Origin of the sequence: Quatrionicoccus australiensis, assembly GCF_020510425.1 — a bacterium.
Classification (GTDB): Bacteria; Pseudomonadota; Gammaproteobacteria; order Burkholderiales; family Rhodocyclaceae; genus Azonexus; species Azonexus australiensis_A.
The window spans coordinates 1,408,193-1,428,119 of sequence record NZ_JAHBAH010000001.1 but is presented as its reverse complement, the minus strand read 5'-3'; the positions used below and the strand labels follow the sequence as shown (position 1 = coordinate 1,428,119).

At 61.8% G+C, this 19,927-nt stretch carries 25 protein-coding genes; 13 read left to right on the top strand and 12 right to left on the bottom strand.

The window, feature by feature from the left end; all coding sequences use genetic code 11:
- Positions 1–11 precede the first annotated feature (11 nt).
- On the top strand, positions 12–1,100 hold the full coding sequence (locus KIG99_RS06960) for a TRAP transporter substrate-binding protein (RefSeq protein WP_226459490.1): 1,089 nt from the start codon (positions 12–14) through the stop codon (positions 1,098–1,100).
- Between the two features lie 66 nt (positions 1,101–1,166).
- Here the strand turns inward: KIG99_RS06960 and KIG99_RS06955 are convergent, their stop codons facing one another.
- The 3 genes from KIG99_RS06955 to KIG99_RS06945 form a co-directional block, all read right to left on the bottom strand.
- On the bottom strand, positions 1,167–1,631 hold the full coding sequence (locus KIG99_RS06955; protein WP_226459489.1) for a Dps family protein: 465 nt from the start codon (positions 1,629–1,631) through the stop codon (positions 1,167–1,169).
- A gap of 192 nt (positions 1,632–1,823) precedes the next feature.
- Entirely contained in the window at positions 1,824–3,302 is a 1,479-nt protein-coding gene (locus KIG99_RS06950) for a TRAP transporter large permease (RefSeq protein ID WP_226461799.1), read from the bottom strand.
- A complete protein-coding gene (locus KIG99_RS06945; RefSeq protein WP_226459488.1) occupies positions 3,299–3,892 on the bottom strand; it encodes a TRAP transporter small permease subunit in 594 nt (197 codons plus the stop codon). The genes KIG99_RS06950 and KIG99_RS06945 overlap by 4 nt, the downstream gene beginning before the upstream one ends.
- 101 nt (positions 3,893–3,993) lie before the next feature.
- On the opposite strand from KIG99_RS06945, the gene KIG99_RS06940 reads away from it, so the two are divergent.
- The 4 genes from KIG99_RS06940 (at position 3,994) to ribD (ending at position 7,563) form a co-directional block, all read left to right on the top strand.
- A complete protein-coding gene (locus KIG99_RS06940) occupies positions 3,994–4,650 on the top strand; it encodes a histidine phosphatase family protein (RefSeq protein ID WP_226459487.1) in 657 nt (218 codons plus the stop codon).
- 39 nt (positions 4,651–4,689) lie between these two features.
- A complete protein-coding gene (glyA, locus tag KIG99_RS06935) occupies positions 4,690–5,940 on the top strand; it encodes a serine hydroxymethyltransferase (RefSeq protein WP_226459486.1) in 1,251 nt (416 codons plus the stop codon).
- A 73-nt stretch (positions 5,941–6,013) separates the two neighbouring features.
- A complete protein-coding gene (gene nrdR / locus KIG99_RS06930) occupies positions 6,014–6,478 on the top strand; it encodes a transcriptional regulator NrdR (RefSeq protein ID WP_226459485.1) in 465 nt (154 codons plus the stop codon).
- Positions 6,475–7,563, top strand: a complete 1,089-nt coding sequence (gene ribD, locus KIG99_RS06925; RefSeq protein WP_226459484.1) for a bifunctional diaminohydroxyphosphoribosylaminopyrimidine deaminase/5-amino-6-(5-phosphoribosylamino)uracil reductase RibD — start codon at positions 6,475–6,477, stop codon at positions 7,561–7,563. The genes nrdR and ribD overlap by 4 nt, the downstream gene beginning before the upstream one ends.
- Here ribD and KIG99_RS06920 read toward each other — a convergent pair.
- From KIG99_RS06920 to KIG99_RS06905, 4 genes are all read right to left on the bottom strand, one after another.
- Positions 7,478–8,305, bottom strand: a complete 828-nt coding sequence (locus KIG99_RS06920; RefSeq protein WP_226459483.1) for a HesA/MoeB/ThiF family protein — start codon at positions 8,303–8,305, stop codon at positions 7,478–7,480. The two genes, ribD and KIG99_RS06920, sit on opposite strands and share 86 nt — an antisense overlap.
- Positions 8,306–8,367: 62 nt before the next feature.
- On the bottom strand, positions 8,368–8,769 hold the full coding sequence (locus KIG99_RS06915; RefSeq protein ID WP_226459482.1) for a hypothetical protein: 402 nt from the start codon (positions 8,767–8,769) through the stop codon (positions 8,368–8,370).
- 17 nt (positions 8,770–8,786) lie between these two features.
- Entirely contained in the window at positions 8,787–10,205 is a 1,419-nt protein-coding gene (locus KIG99_RS06910; RefSeq protein ID WP_226459481.1) for a S41 family peptidase, read from the bottom strand.
- Entirely contained in the window at positions 10,202–11,548 is a 1,347-nt protein-coding gene (locus tag KIG99_RS06905) for a murein hydrolase activator EnvC family protein (protein WP_226459480.1), read from the bottom strand. The genes KIG99_RS06910 and KIG99_RS06905 overlap by 4 nt, the downstream gene beginning before the upstream one ends.
- Positions 11,549–11,770: 222 nt before the next feature.
- On the opposite strand from KIG99_RS06905, the gene KIG99_RS06900 reads away from it, so the two are divergent.
- From KIG99_RS06900 to KIG99_RS06875, 6 genes are read left to right on the top strand one after another with little or no spacing between them, the layout of a single operon-like run.
- Positions 11,771–12,040, top strand: a complete 270-nt coding sequence (locus KIG99_RS06900; protein ID WP_404817902.1) for an ArsR/SmtB family transcription factor — start codon at positions 11,771–11,773, stop codon at positions 12,038–12,040.
- A gap of 3 nt (positions 12,041–12,043) precedes the next feature.
- The gene (locus KIG99_RS06895) at positions 12,044–12,475 is read left to right on the top strand and encodes a rhodanese-like domain-containing protein (RefSeq protein WP_226459479.1); all 432 of its coding nucleotides are present in this window, start codon (positions 12,044–12,046) and stop codon (positions 12,473–12,475) included.
- Positions 12,472–12,738, top strand: coding sequence for a glutaredoxin 3 (gene grxC, locus KIG99_RS06890; protein ID WP_226459478.1), 267 nt, complete (start codon positions 12,472–12,474; stop codon positions 12,736–12,738). The genes KIG99_RS06895 and grxC overlap by 4 nt, the downstream gene beginning before the upstream one ends.
- A 27-nt stretch (positions 12,739–12,765) precedes the next feature.
- A complete protein-coding gene (gene secB, locus KIG99_RS06885) occupies positions 12,766–13,227 on the top strand; it encodes a protein-export chaperone SecB (protein ID WP_226459477.1) in 462 nt (153 codons plus the stop codon).
- 3 nt (positions 13,228–13,230) lie between these two features.
- Positions 13,231–13,674: an SH3 domain-containing protein gene (locus KIG99_RS06880; protein WP_226459476.1), complete on the top strand. Its 444-nt coding sequence runs from the start codon at positions 13,231–13,233 to the stop codon at positions 13,672–13,674.
- On the top strand, positions 13,671–14,660 hold the full coding sequence (locus KIG99_RS06875) for an NAD(P)H-dependent glycerol-3-phosphate dehydrogenase (RefSeq protein ID WP_226459475.1): 990 nt from the start codon (positions 13,671–13,673) through the stop codon (positions 14,658–14,660). Before KIG99_RS06880 ends, KIG99_RS06875 begins: the two co-directional genes overlap by 4 nt.
- On the opposite strand, the gene KIG99_RS06870 is transcribed toward KIG99_RS06875, so the two are convergent.
- Together KIG99_RS06870 and KIG99_RS06865 are read right to left on the bottom strand one after the other, a co-directional pair.
- Entirely contained in the window at positions 14,657–15,121 is a 465-nt protein-coding gene (locus KIG99_RS06870; RefSeq protein ID WP_226459474.1) for a tRNA (cytidine(34)-2'-O)-methyltransferase, read from the bottom strand. The genes KIG99_RS06875 and KIG99_RS06870 overlap by 4 nt on opposite strands.
- Positions 15,122–15,160: 39 nt before the next feature.
- The gene (locus tag KIG99_RS06865) at positions 15,161–15,892 is read right to left on the bottom strand and encodes a ComF family protein (RefSeq protein WP_226459473.1); all 732 of its coding nucleotides are present in this window, start codon (positions 15,890–15,892) and stop codon (positions 15,161–15,163) included.
- Positions 15,893–15,975: 83 nt separating this feature from the next.
- Here KIG99_RS06865 and bioB point away from each other — a divergent pair, with 83 nt between their 5' ends.
- Positions 15,976–16,962 (top strand): biotin synthase BioB, encoded by a 987-nt coding sequence (bioB, locus tag KIG99_RS06860; RefSeq protein ID WP_226459472.1) that lies wholly within the window; start codon positions 15,976–15,978, stop codon positions 16,960–16,962.
- Positions 16,959–17,834 carry a methyltransferase domain-containing protein gene (locus KIG99_RS06855; RefSeq protein WP_226459471.1) on the top strand — a complete coding sequence of 292 codons (876 nt, stop codon included), beginning with the start codon at positions 16,959–16,961 and terminating at the stop codon, positions 17,832–17,834. The genes bioB and KIG99_RS06855 overlap by 4 nt, the downstream gene beginning before the upstream one ends.
- A 31-nt stretch (positions 17,835–17,865) precedes the next feature.
- Here KIG99_RS06855 and KIG99_RS06850 read toward each other — a convergent pair whose 3' ends face one another.
- The 3 genes from KIG99_RS06850 to KIG99_RS06840 all read right to left on the bottom strand — a co-directional run bounded on the left by KIG99_RS06850 (position 17,866) and on the right by KIG99_RS06840 (position 19,837).
- Complete coding sequence (locus KIG99_RS06850) at positions 17,866–18,534, bottom strand: protein-methionine-sulfoxide reductase heme-binding subunit MsrQ (protein ID WP_226459470.1); 669 nt, start codon at positions 18,532–18,534, stop codon at positions 17,866–17,868.
- Between the two features lie 109 nt (positions 18,535–18,643).
- Positions 18,644–19,075, bottom strand: a complete 432-nt coding sequence (locus KIG99_RS06845; protein ID WP_226459469.1) for a CBS domain-containing protein — start codon at positions 19,073–19,075, stop codon at positions 18,644–18,646.
- 126 nt (positions 19,076–19,201) lie between these two features.
- Entirely contained in the window at positions 19,202–19,837 is a 636-nt protein-coding gene (locus KIG99_RS06840) for a c-type cytochrome (RefSeq protein WP_226459468.1), read from the bottom strand.
- Between the last annotated feature and the right edge of the window lie 90 nt (positions 19,838–19,927).

Genomic DNA, 19,927 nt, shown 5'->3' with positions numbered 1-19,927 from the left:
AAGGAGACAATATGCAACGTCGTGACTTTCTGAAAAAAGCCTCTATCGGCGCCGCTGCCGGTGCCGCGGCGACCATCGCCGCGCCGGCCATCGCCCAGTCCTCGCCGACCATCAAATGGCGCCTGACTTCCAGCTTCCCGAAGAGCCTTGACACCATTTACGGTGGCGCCGAAGTGCTGGCCAACCGCGTGCGCGCCATTACCGGCGGCAAGTTCGACATCCGTGTCTTCGCCGGCGGCGAAATCGTTCCCGGCCTGCAGGCCCTGGATGCCGTGCAGCAAGGCACCGTCGAAGTCTGCCATACCTGTTCCTACTACTACGTCGGCAAGGACAAGACCTTCGGCTTCGGTACCTCGGTGCCGTTCGGCATGAATGCCCGCCAGATGAATGCCTGGATCTACTACGGTGGCGGCCAGAAGGTGCTCGACGATTTCTACTCGAACTACAACGTCCTGTCGTTTGCCGGCGGCAATACCGGTACCCAGATGGGCGGCTGGTTCCGCAAGGAAGTGAAGACCCTGAAAGACCTCGACGGCCTGAAGATGCGCATCGCCGGTCTCGGCGGCAACGTCTTCTCTGCGCTCGGCGTTGTGCCGCAACAGATCGCCGGTGGCGACATCTACCCGGCGCTGGAAAAGGGCACCATCGACGCCGCCGAATGGGTCGGCCCGTTCGATGACGAAAAGCTCGGCTTCTACAAGGTTGCCAAGAACTACTATTACCCGGGTTGGTGGGAACCGGGCCCGACCATCCATTTCTTCGTGAACAAGGCCGAATGGGCCAAGCTGCCGAAGGAATACCAGGAAGCCTTCCAGGCTGCCGCCTACGAAGCCAATGTCACGATGCTGGCCGAGTACGACCACAAGAACCCGATCGCCCTGTCCAAGCTGCTGCAAAGCGGTGTCAAGCTGCAGAAATACTCGGACGAGATCCTCGAAGCCGCCTACAAGGCTGCACAACAACTGTACTCCGACGAAGCCGCGAAGAATCCGGCCTTCAAGAAGGTGTACACCGAGTACGAAAAGTACCGCAAGACGCAGAACGCCTGGTTCAGCGTCGCCGAGCACCGCATGGATTCCTTCCTGCAGTCGCACAAGTAAGCCGTACCGGTCGACAACAAAAAACCCGCGAATTTCGCGGGTTTTTTGTTGGCCTGAATTTCTGGCTCAGTTTTCGAGCATGCTGCGCAACATCCAGGCATTCTTTTCGTGGATCTGCATGCGCTGGGTCAGCAGGTCGGCGGTCGGCTCGTCGCCAGCCTTGTCGACCAGCGGGAAGATGCTGCGTGCCGTCTTGGTCACGGCTTCCTGGCCGGCGAGTAACTGTTTGAGCATTTCCGTCGCATTCGGCACGCCTTCGCTTTCCTTGATCACGGTCAGCGCGACGAATTCCTTGTAGGTGCCCGGCGCCGGGAAGCCGAGGGCGCGGATGCGTTCGGCGATCAGGTCGAGCGCATTCCACAGTTCGGTGTATTGCCCCATGAACATCACGTGCAACGTGTTGAACATCGGACCGGTGACGTTCCAGTGGAAGTTGTGGGTCTTCAGGTACAGGGTGTATGAGTCGGCGAGCAGGTGAGACAGCCCGTCGGCGATTTTTTCACGATCTTTCTTGCTGATGCCGATATCCATGATGCACTCCCTTCTGGTTGTTGGAAAACGGCCAGCCATCCTGGCTTGCCGCTTGAGACGTTGAAGCTATTTTGCCGCCAGAGGCCCTGTGCAGCCAATCATTTGTGCTTATCCGGCGGATAGGTGGGCACTATAAATAAAAAAGGCGGGGTCGAAACCCCGCCTTTTTGCTGTCGATAAGGATGGTGCTGCTTATTTTTCGCCCTGCAGGTTCTTCAGCAGGTCGGCGCTCGGGTCCTGTTGCTTCGAGCCTTCGTTGGCATCGTCCTGCATCAGGGTGTTGAGGTCGATCGGGGCTGGACCTTCGCCGCTGCGTTCGAGGCGGGCTGCTTCGCGCTGCGCTTCATCGCCATAGCTGACCACGCCCGGGAAGATGATGATGATTGCGACCATCAGGATCTGGATGCAGACGAAGGGAATGGCGCCCCAGTAGATGTCCGTCGTCTTGATCGAGGCCGGTGCCACCGAGCGCAGGTAGAACAGTGCGAAGCCGAAGGGCGGATGCATGAAGGAAGTCTGCATGTTCACCCCGAGCAGCACGCCGAACCAGATCAGGTCGATGCCCAGCTTGTCCGCCACCGGTGCGAGCAGCGGCACGATGATGAAGGACAGCTCGAAGAAGTCGAGGAAGAAGGCGAGCAGGAAGACCAGGATGTTGACCACGATCAGGAAGCCGAGCTGGCCGCCGGGCAGCGAGAGCAGCAGGTGCTCGACCCAGAGGTCGCCATTGACGGCGCGGAAGACCAGGCCGAAAACCGTCGAGCCAACCAGAATGAAGACCACGAAGGAGGACAGCTTGCCGGTGGTTTCCATGGCCTGGCGCAGCAGCTTCCAGGACAGGCGCTTGCGGGCGACAGCCAGGATCAGTGCACCGGCCGCACCCATGGCGCCGCCTTCGGTCGGCGTCGCGATGCCGAGGAAGATGGTGCCGAGGACCAGGAAGATCAGGACCAGCGGCGGTACCAGCGTCGTCAATACGCGCAGCAGCAGCTTGGCGCCGCGCAGGCTGCGCGCTTCCGGTGGCAGGGCCGGGGCGGCATTCGGCTTGATGATGGTGAGGACGGCAACGTAACCGACATACAGACCAGTCAGGATCAGGCCGGGGATCATGGCGCCTTCGTACATGTCGCCAACCGACTTGCCGAGCTGGTCGGCCATGATGATCAGGACCAGCGACGGCGGGATGATCTGGGCCAGCGTGCCGGAGGCGGCAATGACGCCGGAAGCGAGACGCTTGTCGTAACCGTAGCGCAGCATGATGGGCAGCGAGATCAGTCCCATCGAGATCACCGAGGCGGCAACCACGCCGGTCGTCGCGGCGAGCAGGGCGCCGACGAAGATCACCGCGTAGGCCAGGCCGCCACGCATCGGGCCGAACAGCTGGCCGATTGTGTCGAGCAGGTCTTCCGCCATGCCGGATCGCTCAAGCACCAGTCCCATGAATGTGAAGAAGGGGATGGCGAGCAGCGTGTCATTGGCCATGATGCCGAAGATGCGTTCCGGCAGCGCCTGGAACAGCGCCGGCTGAAGCAGGCCGAGTTCGATGCCGAGCAGGCCGAAGACGATGCCGTTGGCGGCCAGCGCGAAAGCGACCGGGTAGCCGAAGAGCAGGAAGAGGACGAGGGCGCCGAACATCAGCGGCGCCATGTTGCCGATAATCCATTCCATTATTTGGCCTCCTTGGCGTTGGCGGCGGCAATGGCGGCGGCCAGTTCTTCTTCGGGGGTCGGACCCTTTGCCTTGTTGTTCGGGTCTTCGATCAGGCCGGCCAGGAAGGCGATGCGCTTGATCAGTTCAGAAATGCCCTGCAGGGCGAGCAGCGTGAAGCCGATCGGCAGCAGCGCCTTGACCGGCCAGCGGATCAGGCCGCCGGCATTGGAGGACATTTCGTTGATCTTGTAGGATTCAGCGACCAGGGGCAGCGACAGCCAGAGTACAACGATGACCATGGGCAGCAGGAAAAACAGGGTACCGATGATGTCGATCACGGCCTGGCCCTTGGGCGACAATTTGCCGGCCAGCACGTCGATGCGGACATGCTCGTTCTTTTGCAGGGTGTAGGGGGAACACAGGATGAAGACCGCGGCAAACAGGTACCACTGGATTTCCAGCAGGCCGTTCGAACTGTAGTTGAAAATGAAGCGTACGGTGGCATTGCCGGCGCTGAAGATGGTCATCAGCAGCACCAGCCAGAACGCTGCTTTGCCGACCCGCTCATTGAGCAAGTCGATCAGCTGCGAGAGCTTGAGCAGAAGGGTCACGAAAAGTCCTCCTCGGTTGATAAAATTCCCGGCTTCTGAAGTGTCCGGGGTTGATGGAAATCCCATTGGGCCAAATTTACAGCGAAGGGTACGCAGCAACCATGGTGGAAATCCCTACAAGCCAGCCGACCCGCATTTGCCTGGTGCGGCACGGCGAGACCGAATGGAATGCCGAGCGCCGTATCCAGGGGCAGATCGATATCGGCCTCAATGAAAATGGCGTGCGCCAGGCCGAGGCGGCCGGTCGCTGGCTGCAAGGGGCCGGCATTGTCGCCCTTTACAGCAGCGATCTCAAGCGCGCCTGGACGACGGCGCTGGCGATTGGTGCGGCGCTCGGCCTGAAGCCGCAAGCGGCGCCGGAAATGCGCGAACGCCGTTACGGTATTTTCGAAGGGCTGACCTACGTCGAGGCGCAGCAGAAGTTTCCCGACGGCTACGCCGCTTTCGAGGGGCGCAACGCCGACTACAGTTTCGAGAATGGCGAGAGTCTGCAGGTGATGTTCGCGCGGGTGACCGGCAAGCTGCAGGCAATCGCCGCGGCGCATGCCGGCCAGACCGTGGCCGTCGTGCTGCACGGCGGCGTGCTCGATATCATCAATCGCTTCGTGCGCGGCAACAGTCTCGAGATGCAGCGCGACTTCCTGATTCCCAACGCCGGCCTGAACTGGGTGGCAACGGTCGACGGCCGCTGGCACATCGAAAGCTGGGCCGAAACCGATCATCTGGCGCCGGGCGCCCTTGATGAGCTTCCGGCGTGATAAAATTCACGCCCTTTTCAATGGCTTGAGGCATTCCCCATGTTTTCCGCGAAAGACACCCTGGCAAAAGTTGACCCTGAACTCTGGCAGGCCATGCAGGCCGAAGTGCAGCGTCAGGAAGACCACATCGAACTGATCGCGTCCGAAAACTACGTGAGCAACGCAGTCATGGAAGCCCAGGGCTCCCAGCTCACCAACAAGTATGCCGAAGGTTACCCGGGCAAGCGCTACTACGGTGGCTGCGAGCACGTTGACGTGACCGAGCAGATCGCCATCGATCGCCTGAAGGCGCTGTTCGGTGCCGATGCCGCCAATGTCCAGCCGAACTCCGGCTCGCAGGCCAACCAGGCCGTGCTGATGGCTTTCTGCAAGCCCGGCGACACCATCATGGGCATGAGCCTGGCCGAAGGCGGTCACCTGACCCACGGCATGCCGCTCAACATGTCCGGCAAGTGGTTCAATGTCGTCTCCTACGGCCTCGATGCCAACGAAGCCATCGACTACGACAAGATGGAAGCCCTTGCCCGCGAACACAAGCCGCGCCTGATCGTGGCCGGTGCCTCGGCCTACGCCCTGCGTATCGACTGGGAGCGCTTCGCCAAGGTGGCCAAGGAAGTCGGCGCCATTTTCTGGGTCGACATGGCTCACTACGCTGGCCTGATCGCCGCCGGTTTCTACCCGAACCCGGTGCCTTTCGCCGATGTCGTGACCTCGACCACGCACAAGACCCTGCGCGGTCCGCGCGGCGGCGTTGTGCTGATGAAGGCTGAGCACGAAAAGGCCATCAACTCGGCAATTTTCCCGGGTTTGCAAGGTGGACCGCTGGAACACGTCATCGCTGCCAAGGCCGTGGCCTTCAAGGAAGCCGCAACGCCGGAGTTCCGCAACTACCAGGAACAGGTCATCAACAACGCCCGCGTCATGGCGCGCGTGCTGGGTGAAGAGCGCGGCCTGCGCGTCGTTTCCGGTCGTACCGAAAGCCACGTCTTCCTGCTCGACCTGCGTGCCAAGAACATCACCGGCAAGGAAGCCGAAGCTGCGCTTGGCCGTGCCCACATCACGGTCAACAAGAACGGCATCCCGAACGACCCGCAGAAGCCTTTCGTCACTTCCGGCATCCGCATCGGTTCGCCGGCGATGACGACGCGCGGTTTCCGTGAAATCGAAGCCGAAACCATCGCCCATCTGATCGCCGACGTCCTTGACGCACCGAACGACGAAGCCGTTGCCGCCACCGTGCGCGCCAAGGTTTCCGAGCTGTGCGGCAAGTTCCCGGTGTACGGCGCCTGATCGGGTTGAGGATTCGGGATCGAGCGGCTGGTAACACCACTCGATCCTCTGTCCTCGCTCCTGGATCCCGACCATGAAATGTCCTTTCTGCGGTGCTGAAGATACGGCGGTGGCCGATACCCGGCTGAATGACGACGCCGATGTCGTGCGGCGCCGCAGAAAGTGCAATGCTTGCGACAAGCGCTTCACGACCTATGAGCGGGCTGAAATCCAGTTGCCGCAAGTGGTCAAGAAGAATGGTCTGCGCACCGAGTTCAGTCGTGCCAAGCTGCGCGCCAGTCTCGAACTGGCGCTGCGCAAGCGGCCGGTATCGATCGAGTCGGTCGATACCGCGGTCGCCGATATCGAGGAAATGCTGCTTTCCGCCGGCGAGCGGGAAGTGTCGACGCAACAGTTGGGCGAGTTCGTCATGCGTGAGCTGAAGAAGCTCGACAAGGTGGCTTACATCCGCTTTGCCTCGGTCTATCGCAATTTTGAAGATGTGGATGCGTTTTCCCGCGCCATCCGCGAAGTCTCGCCTTCCCAGAAGAAAAAATGAGTTTTACTGCCGTCGACCACGGCATGATGGCGCGCGCCCTGCAACTGGCCGAGCGCGGCCTGTGGACGACTTCGCCCAATCCACGCGTCGGCTGTGTACTGGTCCGCGATGGCGAAATCGTCGGCGAAGGCTGGCACGAAAAAGCCGGCGAGCCGCATGCCGAAGTGCATGCCCTGCGCCAGGCGGGTGAAAAAGCCAAGGGCGCGACGGCCTATGTCACACTCGAGCCGTGCAGTCATTACGGACGCACGCCGCCCTGCGCCGAAGCCTTGATCAAGGCCGGCGTGGCGCGTGTTATCGCGGCGATGACCGATCCGAATCCACTGGTTGCCGGCAAAGGGCTGGCGTTGTTGGAAGCGGCCGGTATTAAGACGGCAAGTGGACTGCTGGAAAACGAGGCGTGCGAACTCAATATCGGTTTCGTCTCGCGCATGACGCGCGGCCGGCCGTGGTTGCGCCTCAAGGCGGCAGCCAGCCTGGACGGCAAGACGGCACTCAACAACGGCGTCAGCCAGTGGATCACCGGGCCGCAGGCGCGTCTGGACGGTCAGCGCTGGCGGGCGCGTGCCTGCGCCGTGCTGACTGGCATCGGCACGGTGCGCGACGACGATCCGCAACTCAACGTGCGCGACCTGCCGACGTCACGCCAGCCGCTGCGCGTGATCGTCGACAGCCGGCTGGAAACGCCGCTCACGGCGAGGATTCTGCAAGGCGGGCCGGTCCTGGTCGCGGCAGCGGTCGACGACCTGAAAAAGGCCGATTTGCTGCGGTCGACCGGTGCGGAAGTCGTGATTCTGCCCAATGCCGCCGGCAAGGTTGAACTCAAGGATTTGCTCGAAGAACTGGGCCGGCGCGGCATCAACGAAGTTCATGCCGAGGCCGGCTTCAAGCTCAATGGCTCATTGCTGCGCGAAGGTCTGGTCGATGAACTGCTGCTCTACCTGGCGCCCTGCCTGATCGGCCATGACGCGAGCGGCCTGTTCAACCTGCCGGCGCTGACTACGCTAGCCGGCAAGCAGCAGTTGCAGATTCGCGATCTGCGTCAGCTCGGCGAAGATATTCGCCTGCTCGCGCGTCCCCGTTAGGGCCGCACACCGCGCAGTCCGGATCTTTCCGGAATTTGACGCTGCGCCATTCCATATCGAGCGCGTCGAGCAGTAGCAGGCGTCCGCTCAGCGACTGACCGATGCCGGCTGCCAGCTTCAAGGCCTCGGTCGCCTGCATGCTGCCGATGATGCCGGTCAGTGGCGCCAGCACGCCCATCACCGCGCAACGCACTTCCTCGATATCCTCGGCTTCGGGAAACAGGCAGTGGTAACACGGTGCATCGTCGTGGCGCTGGTCGTAGACGCTGATCTGGCCGTCGAAGCGGATCGCGGCACCGGAAACCAGCGGCTTTCGGTGATGCACGCAGGCGCGGTTGATGGCGTGCCGGGTGGAGAAGTTGTCGGTGCAGTCGAGCACGATGTCGGCGGTCGCGACCAGTGCATCGAGCTCGGCACCGGCCAGCCTTTTTTGCACCGGAACGACGTCGACCGTCGGGTTGATCGCGGCGAGCGCCTGCTTGCCGGATTCCGCCTTGGCCATGCCGACGCGGGACTGGACGTGCAAAATCTGGCGTTGCAGGTTGGTGAAATCGACCGTGTCGTCGTCAACCAGCGTGATTTTTCCGATTCCGGCAGATGCCAGGTAGAGCGCCACCGGCGAACCGAGGCCTCCGGCGCCAATGATCAGCGCGTGCGTGGCAAGGATGCGCTCCTGCCCTTCGATGCCGATCGCATCGAGCAGGATGTGGCGGCTGTAACGGAGGAGTTGGTCGTCGGTCATTTCAGGATCGAGTCGTCAGGATCGAGAGGTTTTGCTGACAGCTCGATCCTCGATCCTGACCGCTACTTGTATTCCCGCCACTCCGGCGGGGTGTCGTCATGATCGCCGTGCGGACGGTGTTCCCAGGCCTTGACGTAGGCTTCATCGGCCGAGCGCTTGAGGCGCTTTTCCGGGGCGCCGAGGTTGTGCAGCTGGGTGTCCTCGACGTAATGGATCAGGGCGCGCGTCAGCTTGCTCATCAGCGTGTTGTCGAGGTGGTAGCCCTTGTCCTCGAGGTGGCCCTCGAGTTCTTCGAGGGTGTGCTGCTGCAGCTCGTAAGTGACTCCGACCGCGCGTTTCTCGGTGCGCGCGGCCACTTCCACCTCTTCCAGTCGTTTCAGGTCGTCGGCGGCCTCCGGCACCTGGCCGGGCGGAAATTTCGAGAAAAGGATTTCGCGATGTTTCTTCAGATCGGTAGAAGTCATCTTGCCTCCCGGACGGGCTATTCCTTCGTCTTGTTCTGCATGATCTGCAGGCCCTTGAGAAGATTGACCGCCTGCTGGAACTGGTAGTCGCTCTTGCTGGCGTACTCCATGCGGACCGGCGGCTCTTCGTCGTTTTCGTCCTTCTTGTCCTTGCCGGATTTGCTCGATGTCTTGGCCGGCTGGGCCTTGCTTTCCTGCTTGGCAGCCTCCTTGGCGGCTTCCTTTTCCTTGTCGTTGATCAGGTGGCGGTCGAGGTCAGCTTCGCGGATTTGCATGCCGCTGCTGCCATTCGCCGTTTCTTCGACAACGATGTCAGGAACAATGCCCTTGGCCTGGATCGAGCGGCCGTCCGGCGTGTAGTAACGGGCCGTCGTCAGCTTGATCGCCGTGTTGCCGGGCAGCGGCAGTACGGACTGCACCGAGCCCTTGCCGAAAGTCTGGGTGCCGAGAATGATCGCCCGCTTGTGATCCTGCAGGGCGCCGGCAACGATTTCGGAAGCCGAGGCGGAGCCGCCATTGACCAGCACGACCATGGCGACCTTCTTGATGTCGACCGGCAGGCCCTTGAGCGGATCTTCCTTGCTGCCGCGCAGGTAATCCTGGGCGCGGGCACGGAACTCCTGTTTGGCATCCGCGGTGCGGCCATCGGTCGAGACGACCTTGGCATCCGGCGGCAGGAAGGCGGCGGAGACGCCGATGGCGCTGTTGAGCAGGCCGCCCGGATCGTTGCGCAGGTCGAGCACGAGGCCATGGACCTTGTTGCCGTCCTTGTACAGATTGGCGGCCGCCTTGGCGACTTCGGCGACGGTGTTTTCCTGGAACTGGGTGATGCGGATCCAGCCGTAGCCATCGACCAGCTTGGACTTGACGCTCTGCACCTTGATCACTTCGCGGATCAGGGTGACTTCGATCGGCTTGGTTTCGCCCTTGCGGATGATCGACAGTTTGATCGGCGTCTTCGGCTTGCCGCGCATTTTCTTGACGGCGTCGGAGAGGGTCAGGCCCTTGACCGGGGTGTCGTCGAGCTTGAAGATCAGGTCGCCCGCCTTCAGTCCGGCACGGTAGGCCGGCGTATCCTCGATCGGCGAAACGACCTTGACCAGGCCTTCTTCCATGCCGACTTCAATGCCCAGACCGCCGAACTCGCCCTGGGTACCGACCTGCAGATCCTTGAAGGCATCGGCGTCGAGGTAGGACGAATGCGGGTCGAGATTGGAGAGCATGCCGGAGATGGCATTGGCGATCATTTTCTTGTCTTCGACCGGCTCGACATAGCCCTGCTTGATGGCGCTATAGACCTCGGCAAAAGTGCGCAACTCCTCGATCGGCAGCCCGGGTTTGACATCCTTCTCGGCCAGGGCCGGGATGTGCAGGCTGATGAGTGCGCCGGCGACGAAGCCGCCTAATGCCAAGCTGATAGTTTTTGTTTTGCTCATTTCAAACTGGACCATTTCATCGGGTCGATCGGTTGCCCCTGGTGGCGGAGCTCAAAGTATAAACCGGATTCCGGATTGCCCCCGCTATTGCCCACGGTGGCCAAAGTTTCCCCGCCCTTGACGGCCTGGCCGACCTGTTTGAGCAGGGAATCGTTGTTGCCGTAGATCGACAGATAGGCGTCGCCGTGGTCGACGATCAGGAGATTGCCAAAACCGCGCATCCAGTCGGCAAAGACGACTTTGCCGCCGGCTACCGCCTTGACTTCGCTGCCATTGCCGGCCTTGATGAAGAGGCCGCGCCAGGTGCCGCCGCCTTCGCGTGGTGAGCCGAAGCGGCCGAGCACCGAGCCGCGCACCGGCAAACGCAGGTTGCCGCGCTGGCGGGCGAAGCTGCCGTCGCTGGCGACCGGTTCGTAACGGTTTTCGGCTTCGGCGGTGCGCGGGCGGGTCGGTTCGCTTGCGGGCGGCGGGCGTGAGTTTTCGCGCGATTCGGTGGTCGCTGATTTGTTGTTTTTCTGTTTGGCAGCTTCCGCCTGGCGGGCGCTTTCCGCTGCACGTGCGGCCGCTGCTGCCTTGGCCGCTGCCGCGGCCTGCTTGGCAAGGATGGTCGACAGGCGGTCGATCAGCTGGGTCAGGCGCTTTTCGTTCTGCTGCAGGTTGCCGATTTCCTTGCGTTGCGCCTTCACCTTGTCGGAAATCTGGGCGTACAGCTTCTGGTGTTCTTCGCGCTGCTTCTGCAATTCGGCGTGGCGTTGCTGCTGCTGCGCGGCGACTTCCTGCAGTTCGTCGGCGCGTTCCTTGGCATCGGCGGCCAGCGCCTTCTTGCGATCCAGCGTGGCGTTGATCTCGCCCATCAGTTCGGCGCGGGACAGGGCGATTGCGGACAGATAGTGCAGGTCGCGCGCCATCTGGTTCGGGTCATTGCCGTTGAGCAACAGTTGCAGCGAGTCGGGCGTGCCGCGCAGATATTGCTTGTAAAGGAGTTTTTCCAATTGCGACTGCTGCTGCCCGAGCGTGCTGCCCAGTTCCTGCGACTGCTGTTCGAGGTTTTTGAGCTTTTTCTCGAGTTGACCGCGTTGCTCCGACAATTCGAGCAGTTCGCGCTGCAGGCGGGAAATCTTGCGTTCCGATTCGTGCAGGCGGTCGGCTGCATCGGCCTTGCTTTCCTCGCTGCTGTTGAGGTCCTTGCGCAGGCCTTCGATGCGGCTGCGCAATTCACCGAGGTCAGCCTGCTTTTCGGCGATTTCCGGTGGAGATGAGCTGGCCACCGCTTTCGTTTTTGTGTTTTCCCGGGCGTCGACCGGTGTGGCAACCTGGCAGAGCGAAATCAGCAAGCTTGCCATCAGCGCACCGTACTTCCGGCGCTGTGCCGGCCTGGTGGATGGCCCGGGTTGGGAACCCTGACGGAAAGCATGGGGCGAAATGACGGGCACGGATTCTCGGGGCTGATTAAGGTCGGCGAAACGCAGACCATTATTTTATAATGGCCCATTAGCCGACAACGAGGTTTTATTATTTTGGACAAGCCAAGCTTCAACCTGATCGAAAAGCAGGAGCATATCGAGATGGCGGCACGTGCCCTCAAGGCCATTGCCCATCCGCTCCGCCTGAAGATCCTTTGCGTGGTTGGCGACCAGGAAGCCTGCGTTCAGGAAATCGTCGATGCGGTCGGCACCTCGCAAAGCAACATTTCGCAGCATCTGGCCATTTTGCGCGAGAAGGGCGTTTTGCTGACGCGCAAGGATGCCAATCGTGTTTTTTATCGGGTGGGCGATCAGCGCACCCTGCAGCTCGTCGGAATGATGCGCGAAGTTTTTTGTGGTGTGGAGAATTAACAGATGCCGATTCCGATGGACTTTATCAACCAGAACATCCTGCTCATTTCGATCATCGTGATCAGCGGCCTCGGTCTTATTTGGCCGATGTTCATGGGCTCTTCCGCCAACGAGGTCAATCCGGCTGCAGCGACCCTGCTGATCAATCGCGAGGATGCGATCGTGATCGACGTGCGCGAAGCCGACGAATTTGCCGCCGGCCATCTGCCGGATGCGCGCAATCTTCCCCTCAGCAAGCTGGCCGATCGGGTGAGCGAAATCGAGAAGTACAAGGACAAGCCGCTGATCGTTTGCTGCACGGCCGGCATGCGCTCGGCCAAGGGCTGCGGCCAACTGGCCAAGCTCGGGTTCACCCGTACGCACAGCCTGGCCGGTGGTGTCGATGCCTGGGTCGGGGCCGGTTATCCGATCAAGAAAGGCAGCCGCAACAAATGAGTGCCCATGTCCTGATGTACACCACCGCGGTCTGCCCTTACTGCACGCGTGCCAAGCAGTTGCTGGCAGCGCGTGGCGTGACCGCAATCGAGGAAGTTCGCATCGATATCGATCCAGAGCGGCGTGACGAGATGATGCAGCGCACCAAGCGGCGTACCGTGCCGCAAATCTATATCGGTGAAACGCATGTCGGCGGTTGCGACGATCTTTACGCGCTGGACGCGGCGGGCGAATTGACGCCCCTGCTTGCTGCCGGCGCCTGAAACCCATCAACTTACAGAAAGAGAATCATGGAACAAAACGAACAGCCCATCTTCGGTATCGAAAAACTCTACGTCAAGGACCTTTCCATCGAAGTGCCGAATGCACCGGAAATCTTCCTTGAACACGATGCGCCGCAAGTCGAGATCAAGCTCAATTCGAATGGCCGTGGCGTCGGTGAAGGTGTTTTCGAAGTCATGCTGACGGTGACTGTGACGGCGACCTTGGGCGAAAAGACGGTATTCCTGGTCGAAGTCGGTCAGGCCGGCATCTTCCGCATCGTCAATGTGCCGGATGAGCAGGTCGAGCCGCTGGTTGCCGTGGCCTGCCCGAACATCCTCTTCCCGTATGCCCGCGAAGCGATTTCCGACGCGGTGACGCGTGCCGGCTTCCAGCCCATCGTGCTGCAGCCGGTCAATTTCGAAGCCATGTACATGCAGCGCCTGCAGGAAGCCCAGGCACCGGCTTCGACCGAAAACACCCTGCAGTAAATCATGAACATCCGGCGGACTCTGGCCAGCCTTTTTCTGCTCGGCATCGCAGGCACGGCGGCGGCACTCGACTATCGTTCGGTCGATGTGCCGGCGGCGGTTCTGTACGATGCGCCGTCGCAAAAGGGCAAGAAGCTCTATCTGATCAAGGCGCAGACGCCGGTTGAGGTGGTGGTGCGTCTTGATGGCTGGCTCAAGGTTCGCGATGCCGAAGGCACGCTGGCCTGGATCGAGTCGCGTCAGGTCAGCGAACGCCGGATGCTGGTGGTGACCGCGCCGAAGGCGGAAATCCGTCAATCCGACAAGCCGGAGTCGGCCGTCGTGACCGAACTCGACAAATGGGTGGCGGTCGAGTTTATCGAAACTGCTTCGCCCGGCTGGGCCAAGGTACGCCATCGCGATGGCGCCACCGGTTATATCCGTTCGGCGCAGGTCTGGGGTCTATGAAAATAACGTTGTTGGGCGCCGGCGCCTGGGGTACCGCGCTGGCCATTGCCTTTGCCGGCAAGCACGATGTGACGCTCTGGTCGCGCGAGGAAGACGTAGCGGTCGACCTGTTGAAAAACCGGGAAAACCGGCGTTTCTTCCCCGGCCACAAATTGCCGCCGTCAGTGGCGGTCTCGATCGACTTTGCCGATGCTGTCAGCCGTGCCGATCTGCTGGTCATCGCGACGCCGATTGCCGGCTTGCGGCCAACCGTCGAATTGTTACGTGCGATGGTTTCGACGCAGCCCATTCTCTGGGTGTGCAAGGGCTTTGAAGCGGGTAGCGGCAAGCTGCCGCATCAGGTGGTGATGGAAGTGCTCGGCGAGAACGTGGTCTGCGGCGCCTTGTCCGGGCCGAGTTTCGCCGAGGAAGTCGCGAGCGGTCAGCCGACCGCCGTGGCGCTGGCGGCCAATAATCCGGCCTTTGCCCGCGAAGCGGCGCGCCAGTTGCACACCACGCGCCTGCGCATCTACGCCAACGACGATCTGGTTGGCGTCGAAGTCGGCGGTGCCGTCAAGAACGTCCTGGCGATTGCGACCGGCGCCTGCGATGGTCTTGGTCTGGGCTTGAATACCCGGGCGGCGCTGATCACCCGCGGCCTGGCCGAAATTGCCCGTCTGGGCCTGGCACTGGGTGCCCAGCGCGACACCTTCATGGGCCTGGCCGGCATGGGCGACCTGATCCTGACCTGTACCGGTGATCTTTCGCGCAATCGGCGGGTCGGTCTGGCGCTCGCCGAAAACAAGTCCTTGCCGCAGATTCTCGAAGAACTCGGGCACGTCGCCGAAGGCGTCTATACCGCCCGCGAAGTCGATCAGTTGGCGCGCAAGCTGGGTGTCGATATGCCGATCAGTGCTGCGGTTGCTGCCGTCCTGGATGGCCGTCTGACGGCGGCGCAGGCGGTCGAGCAGTTGATGGCGCGCGATCCGAAGGAAGAGCTCGCTTAAAACGAGGCTGCGAAGCCGGCCTGGCGCCAGGCTTCGAACACGGTCACCGCCGCCGCATTCGACAGATTGAGGCTGCGCTGGCCGGCCTGCATGGGCAGGCGCAGACGCGCTTCCGGCGCGAATTCGGCGAGCACTTCCGGCGGCAGGCCGCTGGTTTCACGACCAAATACAAACACATCATCCTTTTGCAGAGCCTGCGCAAACAGGTTGCTGCTGCCCTTGGTCGTCATCGCCAGCAGGCGGCGTCCGGCCAGTGCGGCCTTGCACGCCGCCCAGTCCGGGTGGCGGACGACGCGCGCGTATTCGTGATAATCGAGGCCAGCCCGGCGCAGATGCTTGTCGGTGATGTCGAAGCCGAGCGGCTCGACCAGGTGCAGTTCGGCGCCGGTATTGGCGCACAGGCGGATGATATTGCCCGTGTTGGGCGGGATTTCGGGCTGGTAGAGGACGACGGCGAACACGGTGCGGGTTTCGTTGGCTGGGCTGGGTTGCGGATTAGATCACGAATGGCGCGCCGAATGTTTCAGGGCGCGCGCCGCGACGGCCACGGTGACGCTCGCCGCGCCATGCAGCTTGAGGATGCGGGCACATTCGTTGGCGGTGGCGCCGCTGGTCATTACGTCGTCGAGCAGCAGGAGGTGCCTGCCGCTGAAATCGCTGCGGCATTCGAAGGCGCCGCGCACATTTTTGTGGCGTTCCTTGAGCGGCAATTCGGCCTGCGCCGGCGTGGCGCGCGTACGCTGCAGGCTGTAGCGGTCGACCGGTATTTTCAGGTGTTTTTCCAGGTGTGTGGCGATTTCCACCGCCTGGTTGAAGCCGCGTTCGGCCAGGCGCTGTGGATGCAAGGGCAGGGGAACGATCAGTTCGAGTGTTAGCCCGGCCAGGCGCGCCGCCAGCGTGTCGCCCAGCCACTCGGCGACGGCCAGCTGGTGTCCGTACTTGAGCGCGTGCACGATACGGTCGACCGGAAAATCATAGCGAAAAAAGGCGCATGTGGCATCGAAGTGCGGCGGCTCGTGCAGGCAGGCGCCGCAGCGCTCGCCAAATGTGGTCGGCAGGCTGCATTGCGGGCAGAGCGCCGCCGGCAGCAGCGGCAGATCGTCGGCGCAGGCCGGGCAGAGCAGGTGCTTGCCGCTGTCGGCGCCGCATAGCAGGCAGCTGGTCGGGAGCAGGTCAGCGAGGAACTGGCCGGCAAGCTGTCGCAGCGAATGGGGCTGGGTTAAAATTGACATCCTCTAGCAGCGTCTTCGATAATCCATAATTACCGATACGCTTCGTATCTGATTTTTATCGCATTCTTCAAGCAAGGCCTTCCATGCAACAAGCTAGCTCCCTCGCCGCCGTTCCTGCCGTTTCACCGACTGAAGCCGTTCGTCCCTGGGCGCTCGCCGAGGTGCTCGCATTGTATGACCTGCCGTTGATTGACCTGGTCTGGCGCGCCCAAGGCGTGCATCGCGAGAACTTCGACCCGAACGCCATTCAACGCTCGACGCTGCTTTCGGTCAAGACCGGCGGTTGCTCTGAGGATTGCAGCTACTGCTCGCAGTCGGCCCGCTACGATACCGACACCGAGCGCGAGCGCCTGATGCCGCTCGACCAGGTGATCGCTGCCGCACAGGCCGCCAAGGCCAAGGGCGCTTCGCGCTTCTGCATGGGTGCCGCCTGGAAGGGGCCGAAAGACAACGATCTCGATCGCGTGCTCGACATGGTGCGCGAAGTGAAGGCGCTCGGCATGCAGACCTGCGTGACGCTCGGCATGCTCAAGGAAGGCCAGGCCGAAAAGCTGAAGGATGCCGGCCTCGACTACTACAACCACAATCTCGATACCGACAAGGAATTCTACGGTCAGGTCATCAAGACGCACACCCAGGACGACCGTCTCGACACGCTCGACCAGGTGCGCGACGCCGGCATCAATGTCTGCTCGGGCGGCATCATCGGCATGGGCGAGTCGCGCAAGAACCGCGCCGCGCTGATCGTTCAGCTCGCCAACATGCCGCAGCCGCCGGAATCCGTGCCGATCAACAATCTCGTGCCGATTCCCGGTACGCCGATGGCCGACACCGCGCGTCTCGATCCCTTCGAGTTCGTGCGCACCATCGCCGCCGCCCGCATCACCATGCCGAAATCCTGGGTCCGTCTGTCGGCCGGTCGTCAGGAAATGAGTGACGAGCTGCAGGCCCTGTGCTTCCTGGCCGGTGCCAACTCGATGTTCTACGGTGACTTCCTGCTCACCACCGGCAACCCGGACGCCGACCGCGACGACGCCTTGTTCGCCCGTCTCGGCATCAAGGCGATTTGAGCGCTGCCTTCGTCGACCGGCAGCAGGTCGGTCGACGTTTCTCGCGTGCCGCCGCCAGCTATCCGCAGGGCGATTTTTTCGCCCGCGAGGTCGATCGGCGGATGCAGGAGCGGCTGGATTACGTCAAGCTGGAGCCGGGCCGCATTCTTGATCTCGGCTGCAGCCGCGGCGGCAGTTTCGCCGGCCTGACGGCACGCTACCCGCAGGCCGAACTGCTCGGCCTTGATCTGGCGCCGGCGATGCTGACGCAGGATCAGGCGCCGGCCGGCTGGTTGCGCCGGCTCGGTCTCGGCAAATCGGCCGGGCCGCAACGCCTGGCTGCCGATGCGGCGAAATTGCCCCTGAAAACACGGTCGACCGCCCTGATCTGGTCGAATCTGCTGCTGCACTGGCTGGATGATCCCTTGCCGGTCCTGGCCGAGGCGCATCGCATCCTCGAAGTCGGTGGCCTGCTGATGTTCTCGACGCTCGGTCCGGATTCGCTCAAGGAACTGCGTACGGCCTTTGCCGATGGCTATGCCCACACCCAGCGTTTCATCGACATGCACGACCTGGGCGACATGCTGGTCGGTTGTGGTTTCGCCGATCCGGTCATGGACATGGAAGTCATCACCCTGACTTACGCTGACCTTGATGCGATGTTTGCCGATCTGCGCGCTGCCGGTTCCGGTTGCGCCATGGTCGCACGTCGGCACGGGCTGAGCGGGCGCCGGGCCTGGGAAGCGGCGCGCGCCGCTTACGAAGAGCAGCGCCGCGACGGCAAGTTGCCGGCGACTTTTGAAGTGGTCTACGGTCATGCCTGGAAGGCCGAAGCAAAACAGACTGCCGACGGGCGCGCCATCGTCCGTTTCGATACGCCGCGCCAGAAATAGTCTGGCCTTGCCCGGCCTCGCCGCCGGGTAATTATTCCGGACGTTGCTTGAAGAAGCGCAGCGGTTTGGCTGTGTCCTGAGGCGTGACCGGAATCGCCTTGCGGCGCCGCTCGCGGATGCGCCAGGCAAGCAGGGCGGCAAGGGCCCCGGTATAGAGCAGCGGCCAGATCATTTCACTCTGCTTGCTCAGCCATAAATAATGTACACAGGCGAGAATCCCGACCAGATAGATGTTGCGGTGCAACTCCTGCCACTTTCGCCCGCCCAGTGCGCGAATCGCCCACTGGTTCGAGGTCGCGGCAAGCGGAATCAGCAGCAGGAAAGCGGCGAAGCCGACGCTGACGAAAGGATGCTTGAAAATGCCGCGCGCAATCTGGTCGACCGCAAAATCATGCTCGAAGCCAATGAAGGCGGGCAGGTGCAAGCTGGCGTAAAAGAAAGTGAATAGCCCGAACATGCGGCGCAGGCGCAGCAGCCAGTGCTGTTGCGTGATGGCGCGCAGTGGCGAGATGCACAGCGTTAGCAGCAGGAAGTTGAAAGTCCAGCTGCCGGTCGTTTGCTGTACCAGCTCAACGGGATCTTCCGCCATGCCGAAGCTGTGCTGGCTCAGCCATAGCAAGCGCACGAAAGGCAGCAGGCAGATCAGGAAAAGGCTGCTTTTGATCACAGCAAGCAGGCGGGTGTCGGGAGGCCGGTTCATGGTTGGTGCTTCTTTCGCAAATCAGTGCCGGCAAGCTGCGGGCTGCTGCTGAGACAGCCGGGGCGACGGATCGTTCATGAGCGCAGCGTCATCGCCCGGCTATTCAGGTTCAGCTGGAAATGTAATGTTCGAGCTGGGCAATGGTGAATTGCTGCGAGCTGATGGTTTCCTTGACCAGGTCGCCGATCGAGATGATGCCTGCGACGCTGCTGTCTTCATTGAGCACCGGCAGGTGGCGGAAGTGCTTTTCGGTCATCAGGGCCATGCATTCGTCGAGGCTGGTGCCGGGCGTGACATAGGCGACCTTGTCACTCATGATTTCGCGCACCTGGGTTTCCTTTGACGACTTGCCATGCAGGATGATCTTGCGGGCGTAATCGCGTTCGGAAAATATGCCGACCAGCTGCTCTCCCTCAAGGACGAGCAGGGCGCCGACATTGTTTGCGGCCATCACGGACAGGGCATGAAAGACCGTGTCGCCAGGGGCTACGACGGCCAGTGCGTGCTGCTTGTCGGCCAGCATCTGCTTGAGTGTTTTCATCGGATGTCTCCTCTCTGAGGTTGGGGGCTGCGGGGTGAGTCTATGCCCGAGCGAGGAGACTGCCAAGCTTTCATTACCCAAAATGAAAAAGGCAGCCGAAGCTGCCTTTTTGCGGAGTGGGCCGTTTTAGCGCAGGCCGGCGATGTACTCGGCAACTGCCTTCATTTCCGGGTCGGAAAGCTTGGCGGCAATGGTGCGCATCATCTTTTCCGGGTCGTTGGCGCGCTCTTCGGAGCGGAAGGCCTTCAACTGGGCTTCGGTATATTCCTGATACTGACCAGCCAGACGCGGGTACTGGGCGGGCAGGCCGGCACCAGACGGGCCGTGGCAGCCGGCACAGGCGGGAACGCCCTTCTTGAAGTCGCCCTGGCGCCAGATCTTCTGGCCGAGTGCGATCAGCTTTTCATCCTTGGCGGCAGCCGGCTTGATTTTCTGGCTGGCAAACCAGGCGGCAACGTTGGCGATTTCTTCATCCGGCACCGCGGCGGCCATGCCGGCCATGATGGCGTTGTTGCGGACAGCGGGCTTGCCGTCTACCGACTTGAAATTGTGCAGTTGCTTGGCAAGGTATTCCGGAACCTGACCAGCCAGAATCGGGTTGGCAGACACGGCGCTGTTGCCGTCGGCACCATGGCAGGCGACACAGACGGTTTCGGCGATGACTTTGCCCTTGGCGGGATCAGCCTTGACCTTGGCTTGTTCGGATGCATTGGCGATCAAACTGGTGGCAAAAAGGATTGCCAGTGCCGCGGTACGAATCATTTTCGAGCTCCTTGTACGCGTTTGTGGGCGCTTTGGCCGGAACGGAAGTTTCAAACCTGCTATTCTATATTAGTTCGTCGCCCTCTTGGC